Genomic DNA, 17,258 nt, shown 5'->3' on the forward strand with positions numbered 1-17,258 from the left:
AGCAGAGGGGAATCGAAATGAGCATATTGGAAGCACGGAAAATTCATAAAATTTACGGCAACAAGCTGAACAGCCAGGAGGTCCTGAAAGGGATCGATATCTTGATCGAGGAAGGAGAATTCGTCAGCATCATGGGCCCGTCCGGCTCGGGCAAAACGACGCTGCTGAACGTGCTGTCGTCCATCGACAAGCTGAGCCACGGCTCCATCCGGATCAACGGCGTGGAGATGACGAACATGAAAGAAAAGCAGCTGGCCGAATTCCGCAAACGGCATCTCGGTTTTATTTTTCAGGATTACAATCTGCTGGATACGTTGACGGTCAAAGAAAACATCCTGCTGCCGCTCTCCATTACGAAGACGCCAAAAGGGGAAGCCAATGACCGGTTCGAGTCGGTGGCCTCCGAGCTCGGCATTCTGGAGCTTGCGGACAAATACCCGAACGAAATTTCGGGCGGGCAGAAGCAGCGTACTTCGGCGGCACGGGCGTTTATTCATGAGCCGAGCCTTATTTTTGCCGATGAGCCGACAGGCGCCCTGGATTCGAAATCCGCGTCTGACCTGCTGAACAAGCTGAGCGAGCTGAACCGAAGCCGCCGGTCGACGATCGTGATGGTCACGCATGATCCGGTAGCCGCCAGTTATTGCAGCCGAGTCGTTTTTATCAAAGACGGACAAGTCTACACCCAGCTGAACCGCGGAGCTCAGGACCGGCAGGTGTTCTTCCAGGACGTCATGAAAACGCAGGGCGTGCTGGGCGGGGTGCAGCATGAACATTAATCATCTGATCTGGCGCAATCTGCGCAAAAATCTCAAAAACTATTATCTGTACGTCTTTGCCTTGATTTTCAGTTCGGCCCTGTATTTCTCTTTCGTCACCCTGCAGTATGACCCGTCTATGGACGGAACAAAAGGGACGGTTAAAGGGGGAGCGGCGCTGGGGGCGGCCTCCGTGCTGCTGGTGGCGATCGTGACGATTTTCCTCCTGTATGCCAACAGCATTTTTATCAAGCGGCGCAGCAAGGAAATCGGATTGTTCCAATTGATTGGGATGACGAAGCAGCGGATTTTCCGCATTCTGAGCGCTGAAAACCTGATGCTGTATTTCGGCTCGCTGATCGTGGGCATTCTGGTAGGGTTTTCGTTCTCCAGGCTGATGCTGATGATCCTGTTTAAAATTATCGGGATTGAAACGGAAACCGCCATGCATTTTTCGGCCAAGGCTCTTGGACAAACGCTGGTTATTTTCTGCGGCATTTACCTGCTGATTATGCTGATGAACTATACGTTTATTTTGCGGCAGAGCATTTTGTCACTGTTCAGAGTCCGTTCCTCTACGGAGACCCAAATAGGCAAGCTGTCCTTCTGGGAAATCGTGATGGGGCTGCTTGGCATCGGTTTTATTTTGGCTGGGTATGCTGTTTCCTCCAGGCTGTTTGGGGGAGACTTCAAGACGGTAATTCAACTGTTTGGAGCGATGCTGTTTATTTTGGCTGCTGTCATAATCGGGACTTATTGGGTCTACAAGGGTTCCGTTAGCTTCATTTCCAAGCTGATCCGCAAAAGCAAAGGCGGCTATCTGGGCATTACGGATGTTCTGTCCTTGTCGTCCATTATGTTCCGCATGAAATCCAGCGCGCTGATGCTGACGATCATTACTACCGTTTCAGCGCTGGCGATCGGTCTGCTGTCCTTGTCTTACATCTCTTATTATTCGGCGGAGAAATCGGCTGCTGATTCGGTGCCGCTGGATTTTGCGCTGACCAAAACCGGGGACGCCGATTTGTTCGGCAAAGCTTTGACCGAACAAGGCATCGGCTATACGGTAAAACAGGTGGAGGTCATTCATGTGCCGGCGGATATTAAAGCCGTCCAGGACGGCGGAGCCAGCGAGCTGATCTCCAGCGGCGGCGAAAAGGTCAATTTGGCCGTGATCGGGGAACGGTCGGTCGACAAGCTGGAGCTGGGCGCGGACGAGGCGGTTTTTACCGGCGGCAACGACCTGCTGCAAAAGTTTCTGCCGCTTAAGGATTCCGGAGACATCCGGCTTGTTTCTGGCGGACATGATTTGCCCCTGAAGTATTTGGGCTTACGCCAGGAGCATGTGATTTCGTCGCAGTATTCCATAGGGACCCTGCCTACGCTGGTCGTGGACCAAACTTTGTTTGACAATTTGAAAAAGCAGGCCGATGAAGTGTTCCACTACAACGGCGTGCAAATTACCGATCCGGCGCAGCTAAAGCAGGCCAATGAAATTTTTCACGGCGTAGCCGGTCAAATGATGGGGGATCCGCTTTCCAGACAAGATCTGGTGAAAAATCAGCGATTGGGCATGGGGCTCACCATGTTTATCGTCGGTTTCCTGGGGCTGACTTTTCTGATTACCTCGGGCTGCATTTTGTATTTCAAGCAGACGGGCGAAAGCGAAGACGAGAAGGAGAGCTACACCATTTTGCGCAAGCTCGGGTTTACGCGCGGGGATCTGCAGAAGGGTATCCGGGTGAAGCAGGTGTTCAATTTCGGTATTCCGCTTGTCGTAGGCCTTTGCCACAGCTATTTTGCCGTGCAGTCCGGCTGGTTCCTGTTCGGCACCGAGGTCTGGACCCCGATGCTGATCGTTATGGGTCTGTACACCGCGCTGTATTCCATCTTTGGCATTTTGTCCGTTCAGCATTATAAGAAGGTTATCAAACAGGCGCTTTAATCCGTTGAAAAAAGGGCGCTGCAAATTTTAAATCTGGTTTTGCAACCTTTTGCAGACTACCTCTGTCTGAAGTATAGAAATAAATAATCCCAATAAAACGAACAGAAGAGGTGTCTCCCCATGGTAAAATCCGTACAATCGGCAAAATCGACAAAACGTAAATTTGCGGCTGGTATCGCAGCCCTTTGCTTGTCCCTGTCCCTTGGCAGTCAGGTGTTTGCTGCAGATGCAGGCTTCAGCGACCTAAACGGCGTGAACGGCCAGGACAAAATTTTGTCCCTCCAGGAAAAAGGCCTGCTTAAAGGAACGGGCAATGCCGAATTCCATCCGAACGCCAGCCTGACCAATGCCGAAGCGGTGCAAATGATTGCCAACGGCCTGTCGGTCCTTGCATCCGCTCAAGCCGCCGAAGCCGCCGACAAAGGCGTGTTTATCAATGTGGTGGATACGGCCTGGTATGCGCAGGCTTTTCTGGACGCTTCAAACAAAGGTCTGGATATCGACAGCGCTGTTGTTCCTTCCCAGGCGATGACCCGCGAGCAGTACACCGCTTATCTGGTGCAGGTCGTTGAAAAATGGGCCAACCTGCCGATGGTGAATCTCGTGCCAAAAGACATCGCAGATGATGCAGACCTGAATCCGGTTTACCAAGGCGCGGTGCAGCGGGCTTTGGCCTGGAACATCACCTCGCTGGACGAAAACGGCAAATTCAACCCTAAAGGCGGCGTAACCCGCGCCGAAGCGGCTGTTATGCTGTACAACATGATTGAATTCGTGAATGCTCATCCATTTGAGGCACCGGCTCCTGCCGGCGAGTAAATTTTACGGCACGTAAGCTTGAATTGGAAATGAAAAAGGCATCCTTCCGAGTTTCGGAGAGGATGCCTTTTATGTTTTTCATCGGAATTAAATTTCGATGGATTCGCCCGGTTTGAGGACTTTGCCTTTAAGGCCTTTGGCCTCCAGCTTGCTGACAAAAGCGTCCGCGTCCTGTTTGATCGGAGGGAAGGTGTCGTAATGAATAGGCACGATAAGTTTGGCGTTATACCAAACGGCTGCCTGCAGCGCATCTTCAGGTCCCATTGTAAAATGGTCGCCGATCGGCAGGAACACCACGTCGATTTCGTTCATGTCGCCGATCATTTTCATGTCGCCGAACAAGCCGGTATCGCCGGCGTGCACGATGGTTTTGCCTTCCGCTTTGATGATAAAGCCGGCCGGCATACCGCCGTAAACGACCGTTTTGTTGGTTTCGTCAATCATGCCGGAGCTGTGGAAGGCATGGGTCATTTTGGCCGTAGCAAAACCAAGGTCAACGGTTCCGCCGATGTTCATGCCGATCGTTTTCTCTACGCCCTGCCAGGTCAGGTAGGTGGCCAATTCGGGATTGGCGATGACCGGAGCATCGTTCGCTTTGGAGATAGGCGCCGCATCCAGAATGTGGTCGGCATGCGCGTGGGTTAAAAGCACCGCGTCGGCTTTAATGTCTTCAGGTTTAACGGTTGCGAGCTGGTTGCCGCTCAGAAAAGGATCGACAATCAGGGACTTGCCGTTTGAATTTAATTGGATAGTGGAATGTCCATGAAAGATAAGCTGCATGTGTCCGTTGGCCTCCTTAAGAGAGATGGTAGGTGGCTGCGCTCGGGCAGCCCCACAACCTATTATAATCTCTTAATTTGGATAATCCAAAATCTTGGGGATTGCGGAGTTTCTATTTTTTGAGCAGCAGGTACAGAAAATAAGGCGCTCCGATAAAAGCGACCACGATCCCGGCCGGGATGCCGTCCGGATCCGCCAGATTGCGCCCGATCGTATCGGCCAGCAGCAGCAGCCACCCGCCCATCAAAATGGACACCGGAACAAACAGCTGATGCCTCGGACCTACCAAAGCTCTCGCAATATGCGGAGCCATCAGCCCGATAAACGCGATGCCCCCGGTGACCGAAACGGCGGAAGCGGCCAGCGCAACGGCGGCAAGCGTAAGGAGGATCCGGTCTTTTTGCATCGGTACGCCCGCTCCCACGGCAACCTCTTCATTCAGCGCCAGCAGGTTTAACGTTTTGGATTTGTATAAGGTATACGGAATCAGCACCGCCAGCCAGGGCAGCAGCGCGATAATAAACGGCCAATCGGTGCCCCAGACATTGCCGGCCAGCCACCTGGAAATAAAGTCGACTTTGGCGGGTTCCGTTCGGGAAATCAGCACGATCATGATGCCGGATAAAGCGAGGGAGAACCCGACACCGGTCAGGACAAGCTTCATCGGCTGCATGCCGTCTTTGCGGCTGTAGGAGAACGAATAAATGAGCGCGGCCGTAACCAGGGCGCCGGCAAAGGCCACAAGCGGCATCACGTAAGCAAACGTATCGGCATCGATCGGGGCAAACAGGAAAAAGACCGTAATGCCTACGCCGGCGCCGGCATTGATGCCGACGATACCCGGATCGGCCAGTTCGTTGCGGGTAATGCCCTGAAGAATGGAGCCGGACAGGGCAAGCGCCATGCCGGCCAGCAGGGTAATCAGCATGCGCGGAAGCCGGATGGAGAACAAAACGAACTCGTCTTTAAAGGTCCCGTGACCGAGTAAAGTGGGAATCAGCCGGTCATAGGAGACGGAAGCGTAACCGATGCCCATGCCGACGGCGATCGTCGCCAGCGTGAGCAGCAGCAGGCCGCCAAAGACAATTTGTTGTCTGCGGATCAGTTGAAGTTGGCTCATGACAGTGACTTGACTCCTTTACGTACGATTAACAGGAAAAAAGGTAGTCCCATAATCGAGATGATCGCCGCGATCGGCGTTTCCATAGGCGCGTTGACCATCCGGGCCAGGAAATCCGCAAAAAGCATAAAGACGGCGCCAAGGATGGCCGACATCGGCAAAATGGTCCGGTAATCCGTGCCGACCAAAGCTCTTACGATGTGAGGAATCATTAAGCCGATAAAAGCAAAATTGCCGACCAGGGCGACGGATGCGCCGGCAAGCAGCGTAATCAGCACATATAAGGCGATTTTAACCTGCGTGCTTTTCAGGCCGAGGCCCACGGCTGCTTCTTCGTTCAGGCTGAGAATGGTGAGCTGCCGGGATAAAAGGAGGGCCGCAGCCACACCAAGGAGGATAACGGGAGCGATCGTTTGAATTTGTCCCCAGGTGGTGCCGATAAGCCCGCCGGCGGTCCACATGGAGACGTTTTTGGAGATTTTGAAAGCCAGGCTGATGCCATCGGCAACGGCGGACAGCAAGGCGGACACCGCCGCGCCGGCAAGCACCATGCGCAGCGGGGAAAGCCCTCTGCGCCGCAGGGCGCTGAGGCCGAACACGAGCATCACGCCGCAAGCCGCGCCGATAAAGCAGGCCGTCATCGTGCCGAAGTAACCGACGGCGGGAATAAAAGCAAAGGTAAAGGCCAGCGCCGCATTTGCCCCGGCGGTAAGCCCGAGCAGCCCCGGATCAGCAAGCGGATTCCGGGTCAGGCCCTGCATGATGGCGCCGGCAACGGCTAAAGCGGAGCCGACGAGAATGCCGCCGACTTCGCGCGGCAGCCGGATGTCGCGGATGATCGAAATATCTTCGCCTTGAACGCCCGGGCGAAAAATAGCGCTCCAAATATCCGATAAAGCTATGTTTTTAGCACCGATCATCATGGCCAAGGCGAACATAGTAAGGAAGAGAAGCAGGCTAAGCAGCAGCTTCGGCACAAAGTTGCGGGAACGTTTGGATCCGGACAGGTTTTTTGGCCTGCTTGGGGAAGCTGGCTGATTGGACAAGTTTGTTTCCGGTAGTGGTTTCATGGTTTGCTCATCAGTTCCTTATAAGAGGATAGCAGAAAGAACTCCCGAAGGAGTCCTTCCGCACGCTAGGCGTTTGGTTTGGCGTTATTAGCTGCCCAGGAACGATTTCTTGAAGAAATCAAGCTGATAATCTAGGGACATCATGTCGTTGAAATAGAAGGTGGTGGCATCCACTTCAAACACATGGTTATTTTTGACGGCAGGGATATTTTTGTACGTATCGGTCCCCTGGAAGGAATTGTCCATCGAGGCATCCTTCGAGAAAATGGCATAATCCCCGATATACTCTGGCAGGACTTCCAGCGACAAATCATAGTAGCCCTGCTTGGAGGTCATCTCTTTGACCTTATCCGGCATTTTCATGCCCATCGCCTGATAGAGGATTTCGGTGCCGCGGCCCCAGGCATCCCCAAAGACGTACAGCTGCTTGGAGTCGCCTTCCATGACGGTTACGGTTTTGTCCGCGCCGATTTTGGCTTTAATTTCATCGCCTGCCTGCTTGGCGCGTTCCTTGAAATCGGCGATCCAGTCGGCTGTTTTTTGCTCCTGGTTGACGGCTTTGCCGATTTCTAAAATCTGCTGCAGGTAGTCCACTTTGTTATATGTATAAGCGACAGTGGGAGCAATCTGCTTTAATTTATCGAGGTTTTTGGCATCCGAGCTTGTGATAATCAAGTCGGGTTTAAGCTCAATGATTTTTTCCAGATTTTCTTCGGACACTTCCGGGATATCCTTCAGCTGTTCCTTAAAATTAGGATCCGATTTGGTCCAGGAATCCACGCCGACAAGCGGGACGCCTAATCCGATCAGATTGCCTGCATAACCGGCCAGGGCGACCACACGCTGCGGGTTCGCCGGAAGGTCGATCGGTCCGTTCTCGGACTGATAAGTGATCGTGCCGGAGGCGCTGTCGCTTGCGGCAGGGTCTGCACTCGAATTGTTGGCATTTGAGGAGCCGCCGGCGTTATCCGTGCTCGCATTGGAGCTTGCGGACGTATTGCCGGCGCTGTTTGCGCTGTTGCTCTGATTGTTGCCGCAGGCGCTTAAAGCAAGCACTACGAGGACTAACAGGGGAAAAAATAACTTTTTCATCTTTCAAAGACACCCTCTTCATAAAATTATGATATTGATAATCATTATCAATTCAATGATATAAAAACTTTAAATATAAGCCGGGAGTTTGTCAATCCCTAAATTGAATAAAACATATGTTCGTGTTTTTGATTGACATTTGGAAAAATCAGGTTTATAGTAAAAGCAATCAAAACAGGTTAGCGGAAGAAGCACTCCGCAGGCAAGGTCTTTGGGCCTTCTTGCAGAGTGCTTTTTTTATGCTCCAGGGCGGTTTTACCGGGTGTGTTCTTCATCCAGCTGTTTTGAAAAATTAAAAAGAGGAGTTGGAAATTCATGCGCGCTAAGAAGGGACAGGTTTGGTTGAGGAGGACTGCCAGTTTACTGCTGGCCTTGGTTGTGAGTATCGGGGCATTAACGCCTGCCGCTTATGCGGACAACTGGAGCTCGGCTTTGTCCAGCCTGGAAGGGCTGCATGACGGGTTTACGGCGCTGGAAGCCGTCGTGAAGGCGGAGAAAGCACAAATTGCGGCTTTAAACAAAACCAATAACGACCAGCTGTCCAGATTGAATGCCAGCATTAGCAGCATCGACAAGGCGAAGATCGGCCAGCTGCAAAGTGCAGCGGATGCGGCCTCCAAGAAATATGCCCCGCTGCTGGCCGAATACACGTCCCTTGGCAAGCAGGCGGCAGCAGCCAGGAAGATCAATAACAAGAAAAACGCGGATCTGCTGGACTTGAAGCGGAACAAATTGAAGCCCTCTGTGGAGGCGGCCAAGCAGGAGATCAAAATCAAGAAAGATTCATTAACAACCGCAAAAAAGCAGGCGGCCGCCAAAAAGAAAACGGTGCAGGATGCCCTGCTGCCGATCAAAACGCTGAAACAGCAGATGACGGCCGAGAACAAGAAGATTGCAGCGGCCAACAAAAATAAAAGCGCCGCGGACAAGCTGTATCGCGCAGCGGTCAAGCAGGGGAACGCCATTACCGCGGCTGCCGAAATGGCTGTGATGTATGCCGAACTGGGCAAGGTGCACAGCTCGCAGCAAACGCTGAAATCCTGCGCGGATAAAATTTCGGCCGCGCTCAAGACGGCCCAAGCCAAGCTACCTAAATAGGCAGTTCGGAGGGTGCTAATCTAAATGAAATGACGCGGAATAAAAGCGAAAGGCCGATATTCATTCCCGAGTTAACAAAACCCCCGATTCTATTTCATACAGCGGTGATAGACTGAAGCTGTATGTCTTCCGTAATCATGGAATCTTTCATTACCAGAAGATAGAAAAGGGGATTGGGATGAATAAACGTTCTATTCGTGCCTGGATTATGTACGATTTTGCAAATTCGGCTTATGCCACAACGGTTCTGGCGGCAGTTCTGCCCATTTTCTACACGGAAGTGGCCGCTTCTACGCTCAACCCGACAACGGCCTCTTCTTATTTGGGCTATACGCATTCCATCGGCATGTTGTTTGTTGCCTTGCTGTCCCCAATTTTGGGTGCAGCTGCGGACCGATCAGGGAAAAAAGGCAGCTTTCTCCGTTCTTTCTCCCTGCTTGGCATGCTGGCTACGCTCGGTTTTGCTTTTATAGGTGAAGGGGACTGGCTGGCTGCTTCGGCTTTGCTGATTCTGTCCACCATCGGTTTTGCGGGCGCCAATACGTTTTACGACGCTCTGCTGCCGGATCTTGTGCCCTCCGGCAAAAGGGAATATGTCTCTTCGCAAGGCTATGCTTACGGATACATCGGCGGCGGGATTTTGCTGGCGATAAACCTGCTGATGATTCAGAAGCCGGAATGGTTTGGCCTGCCCGATACTACGTCGGGTACCCGGCTTGCTTTTGCCAGCGTGGCGGTATGGTGGCTTGTTTTTTCCATTCCTTTGTTCCGGGCAAGCGGCAGACCGGGACTACAGTCCGGGAGAACTGCGGCCGTTTCTCCAAAAGGCAGCCAGCCGGCCAAAACCGGTTTTGCCGGGCTGATCAAAACCTTGCGGGAGTTGGGAAGATATCCGCAGCTGCTGAAATTTATGGTCGCTTTCTGGTTTTTTAACGACGGAATCAACACCATTATATTAATGGCGACCGTTTATGGTTCAAGCATCGGGATCGGCACAAGCGATCTGATTTTGGCTTTGCTGATTACGCAATTTGTCGGGTTTCCCTGCACGCTGCTGCTCGGGAAACTGGCCGAACGTTTCGGGGCCAAGAGGATGCTGTACCTTTCGCTTGCTTGTTATGTGCTTATAGTCGGACTGGGTTACTTTATGACCAACGCTCTCCAATTTTACCTGCTGGCAGGCATGGTTGGGCTTGTGCAGGGCGGAAGTCAATCGCTGGCCCGCTCCTTGTTCAGCGAATTGATGCCGGCTCGGCGTACAGGTGAATTTTTTGGTTTCGTCAACGTCACGGGCAAATTTTCATCCATTTTTGGCCCGTTTGTTTTTGGATTAGTCGGGCAGCTGACGGGTTCCACGCGTTGGGGCATCTTATCGCTTCTGGCCTTTTTTGTGATCGGAATCGCGCTGATGGCCTGGTCCAATATGGAGCGGGGAAAAGAAGACGCGCTCCGTGACGGGTCGTCAGGTAACGGTTCGTTTCCGCCTAATACGGTGCCGGTTTCGGAATCCATGGTCTGAGCTCCTCATAAAGATGAGCAGGCAAAAACGGGCCAAGCTGTTTAACCCCTTCGCCTCAAGACGGGTGAAGGGGTTTTAGTTTGGAATTCGGACATAAAGGATATTCTGGCAAATAACGAATTTACTTTTCGTTGACATTGAGAATCATTATCAATTATACTCGGGGTATCAAATGGTTCTCTGCAAAGGGGGATGTTCTGGGTGAGCAGGATTCTTGTCGTTTATGCCAGTTTGACCGGCAATACGGAAGAAATGGCGGAATTGATTGCGGAAGGCGTTAAAGCGGCCGGATCGGAAGCGGTCCTGAAAATGGTGGATGAATGCAGCGCAAATGAACTGCTGAATTATGACGCCTTTATGTTAGGCGCCTATACATGGGGAGACGGCGAGCTTCCCGATGAATTCCTCGATTTTGTGGAGGAACTGGAAGAGCTTGACCTTAAAGGAAGACCTGCCGCACTGTTTGGAAGCGGGGATACCGGATACCGGATTTTTTGCGGGGCTGTGGATCTGCTGGAGGAGAAGCTTAAGCTTTGGGGAGCTGCCGTTGCTCAGGAAAACCTGAAAATCGAATATGGGCCAAGTCAAGAAGAAAAAGGGGCATGCCGGGATTTTGGCCGGAAATTCGTCCAAAGCCTTGGCGTGGTTACCTGATCGATGAACTTGATTATCAGAGACTATGAACTTGAGGCGTGGATTCGTTCAAGCATGCAATTTGACAGCACCAGGCCGGACGATTCACCCGTGGACTATAAGCTGACTTGGCAGCAGAGAGTACAGTACTCTGCGGGGCATGCGCTTAACGACTTTTTCACCCTAGAGCCTTATCTCAGGTATAACACGCCCATTCAGTCCATGCTGAACCGGCGCTGGCCCAGAAGCAAAGACAGCTTTCGCAGCTCCCTGCATTATTGGGAGGTTTATAACCGGGCCGTATCGGCGTTAGCCCGTATTTCCTCCGCTTACATAGACGAAACGCCTATCCTCATGTACGAACAGATGGAGACCCGGGTGCCGGAGCTGTACGCGGATTTATCGATGATTTTTCAAACGGTTTGGCAGCGGCCTTCCGGAGGAATCAAACTGCAAAAGTTCCTGGTCGAAGACAACCCCGAGCTGGTGCGGGCGTTTCTGCATCTCTCCAATGTGTTCTGGAACAGCGCCTACGGTTATCCGCCGGATGTGGTGGAAATTACGGTTTTGCTGAGCGGGCAAACCTATACTTACACCCGGGAAAGCCTGAACCTGCAGCAATCTTTGGATTATGTTTATCTATTGTCCGAAACGGTAGAACTGGATAAGGCGGCCCAGGATGAGCCGTTTTATGCGGACGGGAAAAAGACGGACGGGACCTTACCGGCCTTTGATCCGTTAAATAAAAATAAAGCATGAGGACAAAAATCCTCATGCTTTTTTATTCTAATCAACCGCGGGTCCGCGAAAATTTTTCACAAATCTGGAGAAATTCGAAGGGAAACCCTAGGTTCAAACGGCAGCAGATTATTCGATAAAGGCTTTTGTGGCGTTGTACAGTTTTTCGGTGTATTCGTCGATTTCGTCCCGGGACATGCGCAAACGGCTTTCGGAAGTACCGTATCCGATTTCCGTTTTTCCCTCTTCCAATCCCTTGAAAATCCCATCGGCAAAAGCATCCAGCGGCTCACCCTGGGTATGCAGTCCCGATCCGCCCAGATCGGTGTTTACCGCCGGAGGAGCCACTTCAATTACCTCAATGGAGGTAGCTGAAAGCTGATGTCTCAGACCCATGGTAAAAGAATGCAGCGCCGCTTTTGTGGCCGAATAAATCGGAGCGATCGCAAACGGGGTAAAAGCCAGCCCGGACGTCACGTTAATAATAGCCGCGTTTTCTTTACCGGCAAAATAGGGAGCAAACAAAAGGGAAAGATGGAAGGGGGCTTCAACATTCGCTGTAAGTTCTTTATTGAAGTAACTCCAGTTTTCCTTTGCATCCGCTTTTAACACATTAAAACGCTGTTGAATCCCGGCATTGTTGACCAGGATATTAACTTCCGGATAATTAGCGGTGATCCAATCGAACAAGGCGATACGCTCGGCTTCGATCGACACATCACATACCCGGGTAATGAGGCCGGGGACTTTTTCCTGGGCTTCCTGAAGCACGTTTTCACGCCGCCCGCAAACAATGACTTGATTTCCTCTCTTGATAAAGCGCTCTGCAAAAGCCAGTCCGATGCCGGAGCCTCCGCCGGTAATGAGAATTGTGTTTCCTGTAAGCTTCATCATTTTATGACTCACTCCTTAAGTGTAGGGTTTTAATTCGTACAGGCAACCGCTCGCTTTTATAACAAAACGGTTAGTTATAATTTAGATCAAACCTGCTTTTTTGTCAAATCCATCTTCCCTTCCTATAAAACAGAAAGGGCGAACGTTCGGGTTTCCGGCTTTACCCCTCGATCTTGCGGACATTTCGTTTATACCCAAATCTACTGCTTCTATAAGCCCAAGCGGCGGATATATAATGAAATCGATAGGATGACTGATACGAAGGGAGAGGTTCGAACAAATACCGGGGCCACTTATATGCTGTCGGCCATCCTGACGAAGGTGGCGGGACAGACGCTGCTGGAGTTTCTCCAGCCCCGCCTGTTTGAGCCGCTTGGCATTCGCCATCCTGACTGGCAAACTGATCCCCGTGGAATCAATACCAAAGGTTACGGCCTGAAAATTACGACGGAGGACATAGCCAAATTCGGTCAACTCTATTTGCAAAAAGGGGTTTGGAACGGGCAGCGGGAGGTTATCGCAAGGGCGGCATCATAGTTCTCCAGGACAATACAAAACTGTCCGAATGCACCGTCTCCCCGGTATACGCCGTGGCGGCAGCGCCAAAACTGGTAGCCGTACCCCTGAGTCCAGTCGCTGTCCCCGCCTTGTCCATTTGAAACAGGATAAATGTTTCGTTTGGAGAGACGGAAAGCGCTCCGGCCCGGGGGCAAGCCGTTTCCTGACAAGCGCATCTTCTTATAGTCGTAATCCTTTAATCGATAAATCCGTGTATTCATGAACCTTTACTCAAACTTCAAATTTTCCAGCAGGGCACCTGCCCATTCCTCCGGCACATCAAAAAAAGAAAGGTGATGGCCCGGCAGAACGGCCAGCTCTGAACCTAAGGCCTCCGCCAGCACCTTGGCCGTTTGGCCGTAGTACAAATCGCTGTCCAGTGTCTGCCGTCCGGCCGCAAACTTCAGCGGAACGCCGCTTGCGAGCAGCAGCTCGGCGCTCGGTTTATAGTGAACCAGCGGCGTCAGCTCATGGTTCACGTAAAAGCCGGCATTGCCGGCAATGCGGTCCTTATAGGCCTGCGGGATGCGGGCTTGGGCCTGCGGAGGCAGCTTCAGCGACAAGGACAGCATAAACATGGCTTCGTTTACGCCATGGATTTCCGCGGTCCGCGAGACGCCGCCGAAGAAATACCGCCATCTTTTGCTGTCCGGCAGCAGCCGGATGACCGGCGGTTCGTGAATGATGGCAGCCTTCATGGCCTGGGGCTGGCTTTTGATCATTTCCAGGGCAATAACGCCGCCGTCGCCGCTGGCGAAAACAAGCGCCGCATCGTGCCCGGCTGCCCGCAGCACGGCCGCGGCATCTCGCGCCTGCCTGCCAATATCAAAGCGGTCCGGCTCACTCCGGGTGCTTCGGGAATGACCTCTGCGGTCATAAGTGATCACCTCGTAATGCTCGGCGAGCAGGGGAGAGACAGCCTCGTAGCAGCCGGCATCCCCTTCGCTGGGAATCAGGAGCAGCGGCTGTCCGCCGCCGCGAATTTCATAATATAACGTATCGCCTTCGGTAGTGACGGTTCCGGTCGTTGGAGAGGCAAAGGGATTGTTCATATTCAGCAAAACTCCTTTTAGGCATGATTGCAATGCCCATTTTTATAAGGGCCATTCGATTATCCATTATGACTGATTTTCAGTCAATAAACACCCCCGGCCGGTCCAGCCAGGGGTGTTCGGTGTGCAGAACGGCATCTTTTTAAGCTTCTTATTTGACCGCCCCCTGCGTAACCCCGTTAATAATCCATTTCTGCGCGAATACGTACACCAGGATCATCGGCAGCATGGCGAGCAGGTAAGAAGCAAAAGCCAGGTTGAATTCGGTATTGAATTGTCCCTGGAAAATGTACTGCACCAGCGGCAGGGTATACATGCTCTGATCGCTGATAATGACGAGAGGAAGCAGGAAGTCGTTATAAGTGGACAGGCAGATCAAAATGCCTACGGTGGCATTGATCGGCATCATCAGCGGGAAAATAATCCGCCAGAACGTGCCCCATGTCGAGGCCCCGTCTACCCGGGCCGCTTCCTCAAGCGCCGTCGGAATGGAACGGATGTAACCTACATAAACAAACACGTTAAAGGCCAGCCCGTAAACGGTATGGAGGATCGTCAGCCCGACCAGGTTGGTCATGCCCATGGCGGAGGTCAATTTGACGATCGGCAGCATGATGATCGGGAACGGAATAAACATTGCGCTGATGAAATAGAAATACAATCCTTTAAAAAATTTATGGTTCATGTTCCGTGCAATCGCATAAGCGACAAGGGAGTTGGTCAGCAGCGTCAGCACGGCGGTTGCCAGCGTTACCAAAGCGCTGTTGCCGAACGCGCGGAAGAAATTCGTCATGCGGATGGCTTCCGAGAAGTTGCCAAACCGCCAATGCGTCGGCAGGCCAAACACCGAAGTCAGCATGTCCTGCTGATTTTTCAGCGAAATCGTAATCGCCATATACAAAGGGAACAGGATAAACAGCGTTCCCAGCGCAATAAAAATCGTAACCGTCCAGTTGGTTTTTCCCCGAACCTTCATCACATATCCGTCTCCCTTCTCTGCAAGAATCGGATTTGAACAATCGAAATCAGTGCAATCACGATAAAGTAAATCACCGAGTTAGCCGACTGGTAGGCAAATTCGCCGCCTTCAAAGCCGCCGGTGTAGATCAAGTGGGAGATGGACTGCGTAGCGCGTCCCGGGCCGCCATTCGTCAAAGCGACGATCAGGTCAAACACCATCAGCGAGTTTTTCATCGCCAGCACCATGTTGATGGTGAAGAAGGGCGCGATCATCGGGAAGGTGATTTTCCAGAACTCCTGCCATTTGCTCGCCCCGTCCAGATTGGAAGCTTCGTAAATATCGGTCGGAATGGTTTGCAGGCCGGACAGGTACAGGATCGTGTTAAACGCGATGCCCTGCCAGACGGCTACGAATGTTACGCCGAGCCAGGCGAATTTTTCATTCCCCAATATATTGCCCGCCAGTGTGTCGCTGCCGAGGTGAGCACCCCAAATCGGAAACACGTTCGAGAACAAGTAGTTAAAAATGTAACCGACAATCAGCACGCTCAGGATATTCGGCAGGAAATAAACCGCCCGGAAAAAATTCCGCGCTTTGATGCTGGCGTTTAGTCCCAGCGCAATAAGCAAGCTGATGATATTGATAAAGATGGTGGCTACCACCGCAAATTTAAAGGTGAACCCGTAGGCATTCCAGACATTGCTGTCCTGGAACAGGTAGTAATAGTTTTTAAAGCCGATGAAATCATAATGATCCCCAAAGCCGTTCCAGTTGGTAAAGGAATAATAAACGCCCTGAAGGGCCGGAAAGGTGTGAAACAAGAAAAAGAGAACTACTGCCGGAATCGTCATCCAGTAAAACGCCGCGCGTCGTCTAGCCATCCTTCATCCTCCTTTTGGTCTGCTTAGCGATAACGGGTAGCGGGTTATTGGGTCTGCCGCCGGTTGGCGACTTTGTCCCACTCCGTGTCCAAGGTGTTCAGGAACCCGTCAATATTACGATTTTGCAGGAATGACTGGGTAATGGAATTCAGCTGAACGGCAGCCGGAATGAAATGGTCCGCAAAGTCCACGAACCTGGACTGTTCAAAATACGGTTTAAGCTCCGCGACCGCGGAGTCGTCCTGATTGACGCCTTCCACAGCGGAGAATGCGGTCTGCTCGTCGATGTATTGGCCGATATTCGCTGGCTGCAGCAGAAATTCTACGAATTTGGCCGCTTCCTCTTTATGCTTGGAAGACTGCGTAATGGCGAGCAGCGTATCCACGCCGGAGATCAGGTTGACTTTGTTTGGATCGTTGCCGGTAGGAAAAGGGAAAAATCCCAGCTTGAGATCCGGGTTTGTTTTGCGGAGCTCGGGAATGGCCCAGGTTCCCTGGATGTACATGGCGGCTTCGCCGCGGGCGAAAGCGCGGTTGCCGTCGGCGTAGGTTTTGCCGAAATTGTCGCTGTGGCCGTAGTCCAGCAAAGCGATCATTTTCTCCGCTACCTCCCGGAAATGATCCTTAAAAGTGGTTTCGCCGGCCCGGCGGGCCTTGAAGAAATCGTTGCCTACAATATTCGGCCCGAGGGCGTTAAAGGACAGGTTGGTCTGCCAATCGTCCTTGTAGGTAAAATAAAAAGGGATGATCCCGGCGGCCTTCACGGCCTTGGCGGTTTGGATCAGCTCGTCCCACGTTTTGGGCACCTGCAGGTTCAGCTTGCGGAAAATTTCCTTGTTGTACATAATACCGTTGGCATTGGTCGCGTAAGGAACCCCGGTGATTTCGGCCATGCCGGTTACATCGTTGATTTGCTTGACATAAGCAGGATTCACTTGATCCAGCAAAGGCTGACCGGTCAGGTCTTCAAAAATGCCGCTTTGAGACAAAACGGAAAAGGTGTCCGTGGCCCCCATGCCGACGATGTCCGGTTCATCGTTTTTGACCACCCTTGTGAGTAAAACGGTTTCAGCATCCGGCGGATTTACCTGCGTCACCTCGATATCCGGATTCTCCGCGTTAAACTTGGCAACCAGCTTGTCGAAAGAATCTTTGGCCTCCGGCTTGTTCTGGAAAAATTCGATGTGCACTTTGCCGTCTGCGGACGTTTTGCCGCCGCATGATGACAGCAGAGTGCCTGCCAGCAGGACAACGGTGATGACGCTTACAGTTCTGCCGAACCTTCTCATTCTGCATTCCTCCTCATGTTTGCTTCAAGACCCTTGCGGGATAAGAAAAAA

17 protein-coding genes are annotated in these 17,258 nt (G+C 52.0%); 8 read left to right on the plus strand and 9 right to left on the minus strand.

The annotated features are described in order from the left end of the window. The first annotated feature begins 17 nt into the window (after positions 1-17). The 3 genes from AC3ZPD_RS10050 (at position 18) to AC3ZPD_RS10060 (ending at position 3,522) form a co-directional block, all read left to right on the plus strand. A complete protein-coding gene (locus AC3ZPD_RS10050) occupies positions 18-779 on the plus strand; it encodes an ABC transporter ATP-binding protein (RefSeq protein WP_490984154.1) in 762 nt (253 codons plus the stop codon). After that, a complete protein-coding gene (locus AC3ZPD_RS10055) occupies positions 769-2,703 on the plus strand; it encodes an FtsX-like permease family protein (protein WP_490984155.1) in 1,935 nt (644 codons plus the stop codon). Before AC3ZPD_RS10050 ends, AC3ZPD_RS10055 begins: the two co-directional genes overlap by 11 nt. Before the next feature lie 120 nt (positions 2,704-2,823). Further along, positions 2,824-3,522, plus strand: a complete 699-nt coding sequence (locus tag AC3ZPD_RS10060; protein WP_490984156.1) for an S-layer homology domain-containing protein — start codon at positions 2,824-2,826, stop codon at positions 3,520-3,522. Positions 3,523-3,609: 87 nt separating this feature from the next. Here AC3ZPD_RS10060 and AC3ZPD_RS10065 read toward each other — a convergent pair whose 3' ends face one another. The 4 genes from AC3ZPD_RS10065 to AC3ZPD_RS10080 form a co-directional block, all read right to left on the minus strand. Continuing rightward, a complete protein-coding gene (locus AC3ZPD_RS10065) occupies positions 3,610-4,302 on the minus strand; it encodes a metal-dependent hydrolase (protein WP_490984157.1) in 693 nt (230 codons plus the stop codon). 112 nt (positions 4,303-4,414) lie between these two features. After that, positions 4,415-5,422 (minus strand): FecCD family ABC transporter permease, encoded by a 1,008-nt coding sequence (locus AC3ZPD_RS10070; protein WP_490984158.1) that lies wholly within the window; start codon positions 5,420-5,422, stop codon positions 4,415-4,417. Further along, positions 5,419-6,360 carry a FecCD family ABC transporter permease gene (locus AC3ZPD_RS10075; RefSeq protein ID WP_490984308.1) on the minus strand — a complete coding sequence of 314 codons (942 nt, stop codon included), beginning with the start codon at positions 6,358-6,360 and terminating at the stop codon, positions 5,419-5,421. The genes AC3ZPD_RS10070 and AC3ZPD_RS10075 overlap by 4 nt, the downstream gene beginning before the upstream one ends. Before the next feature lie 219 nt (positions 6,361-6,579). Then, positions 6,580-7,584, minus strand: a complete 1,005-nt coding sequence (locus tag AC3ZPD_RS10080) for an iron-hydroxamate ABC transporter substrate-binding protein (RefSeq protein WP_490984159.1) — start codon at positions 7,582-7,584, stop codon at positions 6,580-6,582. Positions 7,585-7,899: 315 nt separating this feature from the next. Here AC3ZPD_RS10080 and AC3ZPD_RS10085 point away from each other — a divergent pair, with 315 nt between their 5' ends. From AC3ZPD_RS10085 to AC3ZPD_RS10100, 4 genes are all read left to right on the plus strand, one after another. Continuing rightward, on the plus strand, positions 7,900-8,682 hold the full coding sequence (locus AC3ZPD_RS10085) for a hypothetical protein (protein WP_490984160.1): 783 nt from the start codon (positions 7,900-7,902) through the stop codon (positions 8,680-8,682). A 178-nt stretch (positions 8,683-8,860) separates the two neighbouring features. After that, the gene (locus tag AC3ZPD_RS10090) at positions 8,861-10,201 is read left to right on the plus strand and encodes an MFS transporter (RefSeq protein WP_490984161.1); all 1,341 of its coding nucleotides are present in this window, start codon (positions 8,861-8,863) and stop codon (positions 10,199-10,201) included. Between the two features lie 201 nt (positions 10,202-10,402). Then, positions 10,403-10,855, plus strand: coding sequence for a flavodoxin (locus AC3ZPD_RS10095; RefSeq protein ID WP_490984162.1), 453 nt, complete (start codon positions 10,403-10,405; stop codon positions 10,853-10,855). 3 nt (positions 10,856-10,858) lie between these two features. Then, complete coding sequence (locus tag AC3ZPD_RS10100; RefSeq protein WP_490984163.1) at positions 10,859-11,593, plus strand: hypothetical protein; 735 nt, start codon at positions 10,859-10,861, stop codon at positions 11,591-11,593. A gap of 108 nt (positions 11,594-11,701) precedes the next feature. Here AC3ZPD_RS10100 and AC3ZPD_RS10105 read toward each other — a convergent pair whose 3' ends face one another. After that, a complete protein-coding gene (locus tag AC3ZPD_RS10105; RefSeq protein ID WP_490984309.1) occupies positions 11,702-12,463 on the minus strand; it encodes an SDR family oxidoreductase in 762 nt (253 codons plus the stop codon). Positions 12,464-12,715: 252 nt separating this feature from the next. Between AC3ZPD_RS10105 and AC3ZPD_RS10110 the strand changes: the two genes are divergently transcribed. Continuing rightward, positions 12,716-13,003 carry a serine hydrolase gene (locus AC3ZPD_RS10110; RefSeq protein WP_490984164.1) on the plus strand — a complete coding sequence of 96 codons (288 nt, stop codon included), beginning with the start codon at positions 12,716-12,718 and terminating at the stop codon, positions 13,001-13,003. A gap of 248 nt (positions 13,004-13,251) precedes the next feature. On the opposite strand, the gene AC3ZPD_RS10115 is transcribed toward AC3ZPD_RS10110, so the two are convergent. The 4 genes from AC3ZPD_RS10115 to AC3ZPD_RS10130 form a co-directional block, all read right to left on the minus strand. Beyond that, positions 13,252-14,076 carry an alpha/beta fold hydrolase gene (locus AC3ZPD_RS10115; RefSeq protein ID WP_490984165.1) on the minus strand — a complete coding sequence of 275 codons (825 nt, stop codon included), beginning with the start codon at positions 14,074-14,076 and terminating at the stop codon, positions 13,252-13,254. A 151-nt stretch (positions 14,077-14,227) separates the two neighbouring features. After that, a complete protein-coding gene (locus AC3ZPD_RS10120; RefSeq protein WP_490984310.1) occupies positions 14,228-15,052 on the minus strand; it encodes a carbohydrate ABC transporter permease in 825 nt (274 codons plus the stop codon). Further along, positions 15,052-15,918, minus strand: coding sequence for a carbohydrate ABC transporter permease (locus AC3ZPD_RS10125; RefSeq protein ID WP_490984166.1), 867 nt, complete (start codon positions 15,916-15,918; stop codon positions 15,052-15,054). Before AC3ZPD_RS10125 ends, AC3ZPD_RS10120 begins: the two co-directional genes overlap by 1 nt. Before the next feature lie 44 nt (positions 15,919-15,962). After that, positions 15,963-17,207 (minus strand): ABC transporter substrate-binding protein, encoded by a 1,245-nt coding sequence (locus tag AC3ZPD_RS10130; RefSeq protein ID WP_490984167.1) that lies wholly within the window; start codon positions 17,205-17,207, stop codon positions 15,963-15,965. Positions 17,208-17,258 lie beyond the last annotated feature (51 nt).

The sequence above is a fragment of the Paenibacillus mobilis genome (assembly GCF_058267595.1).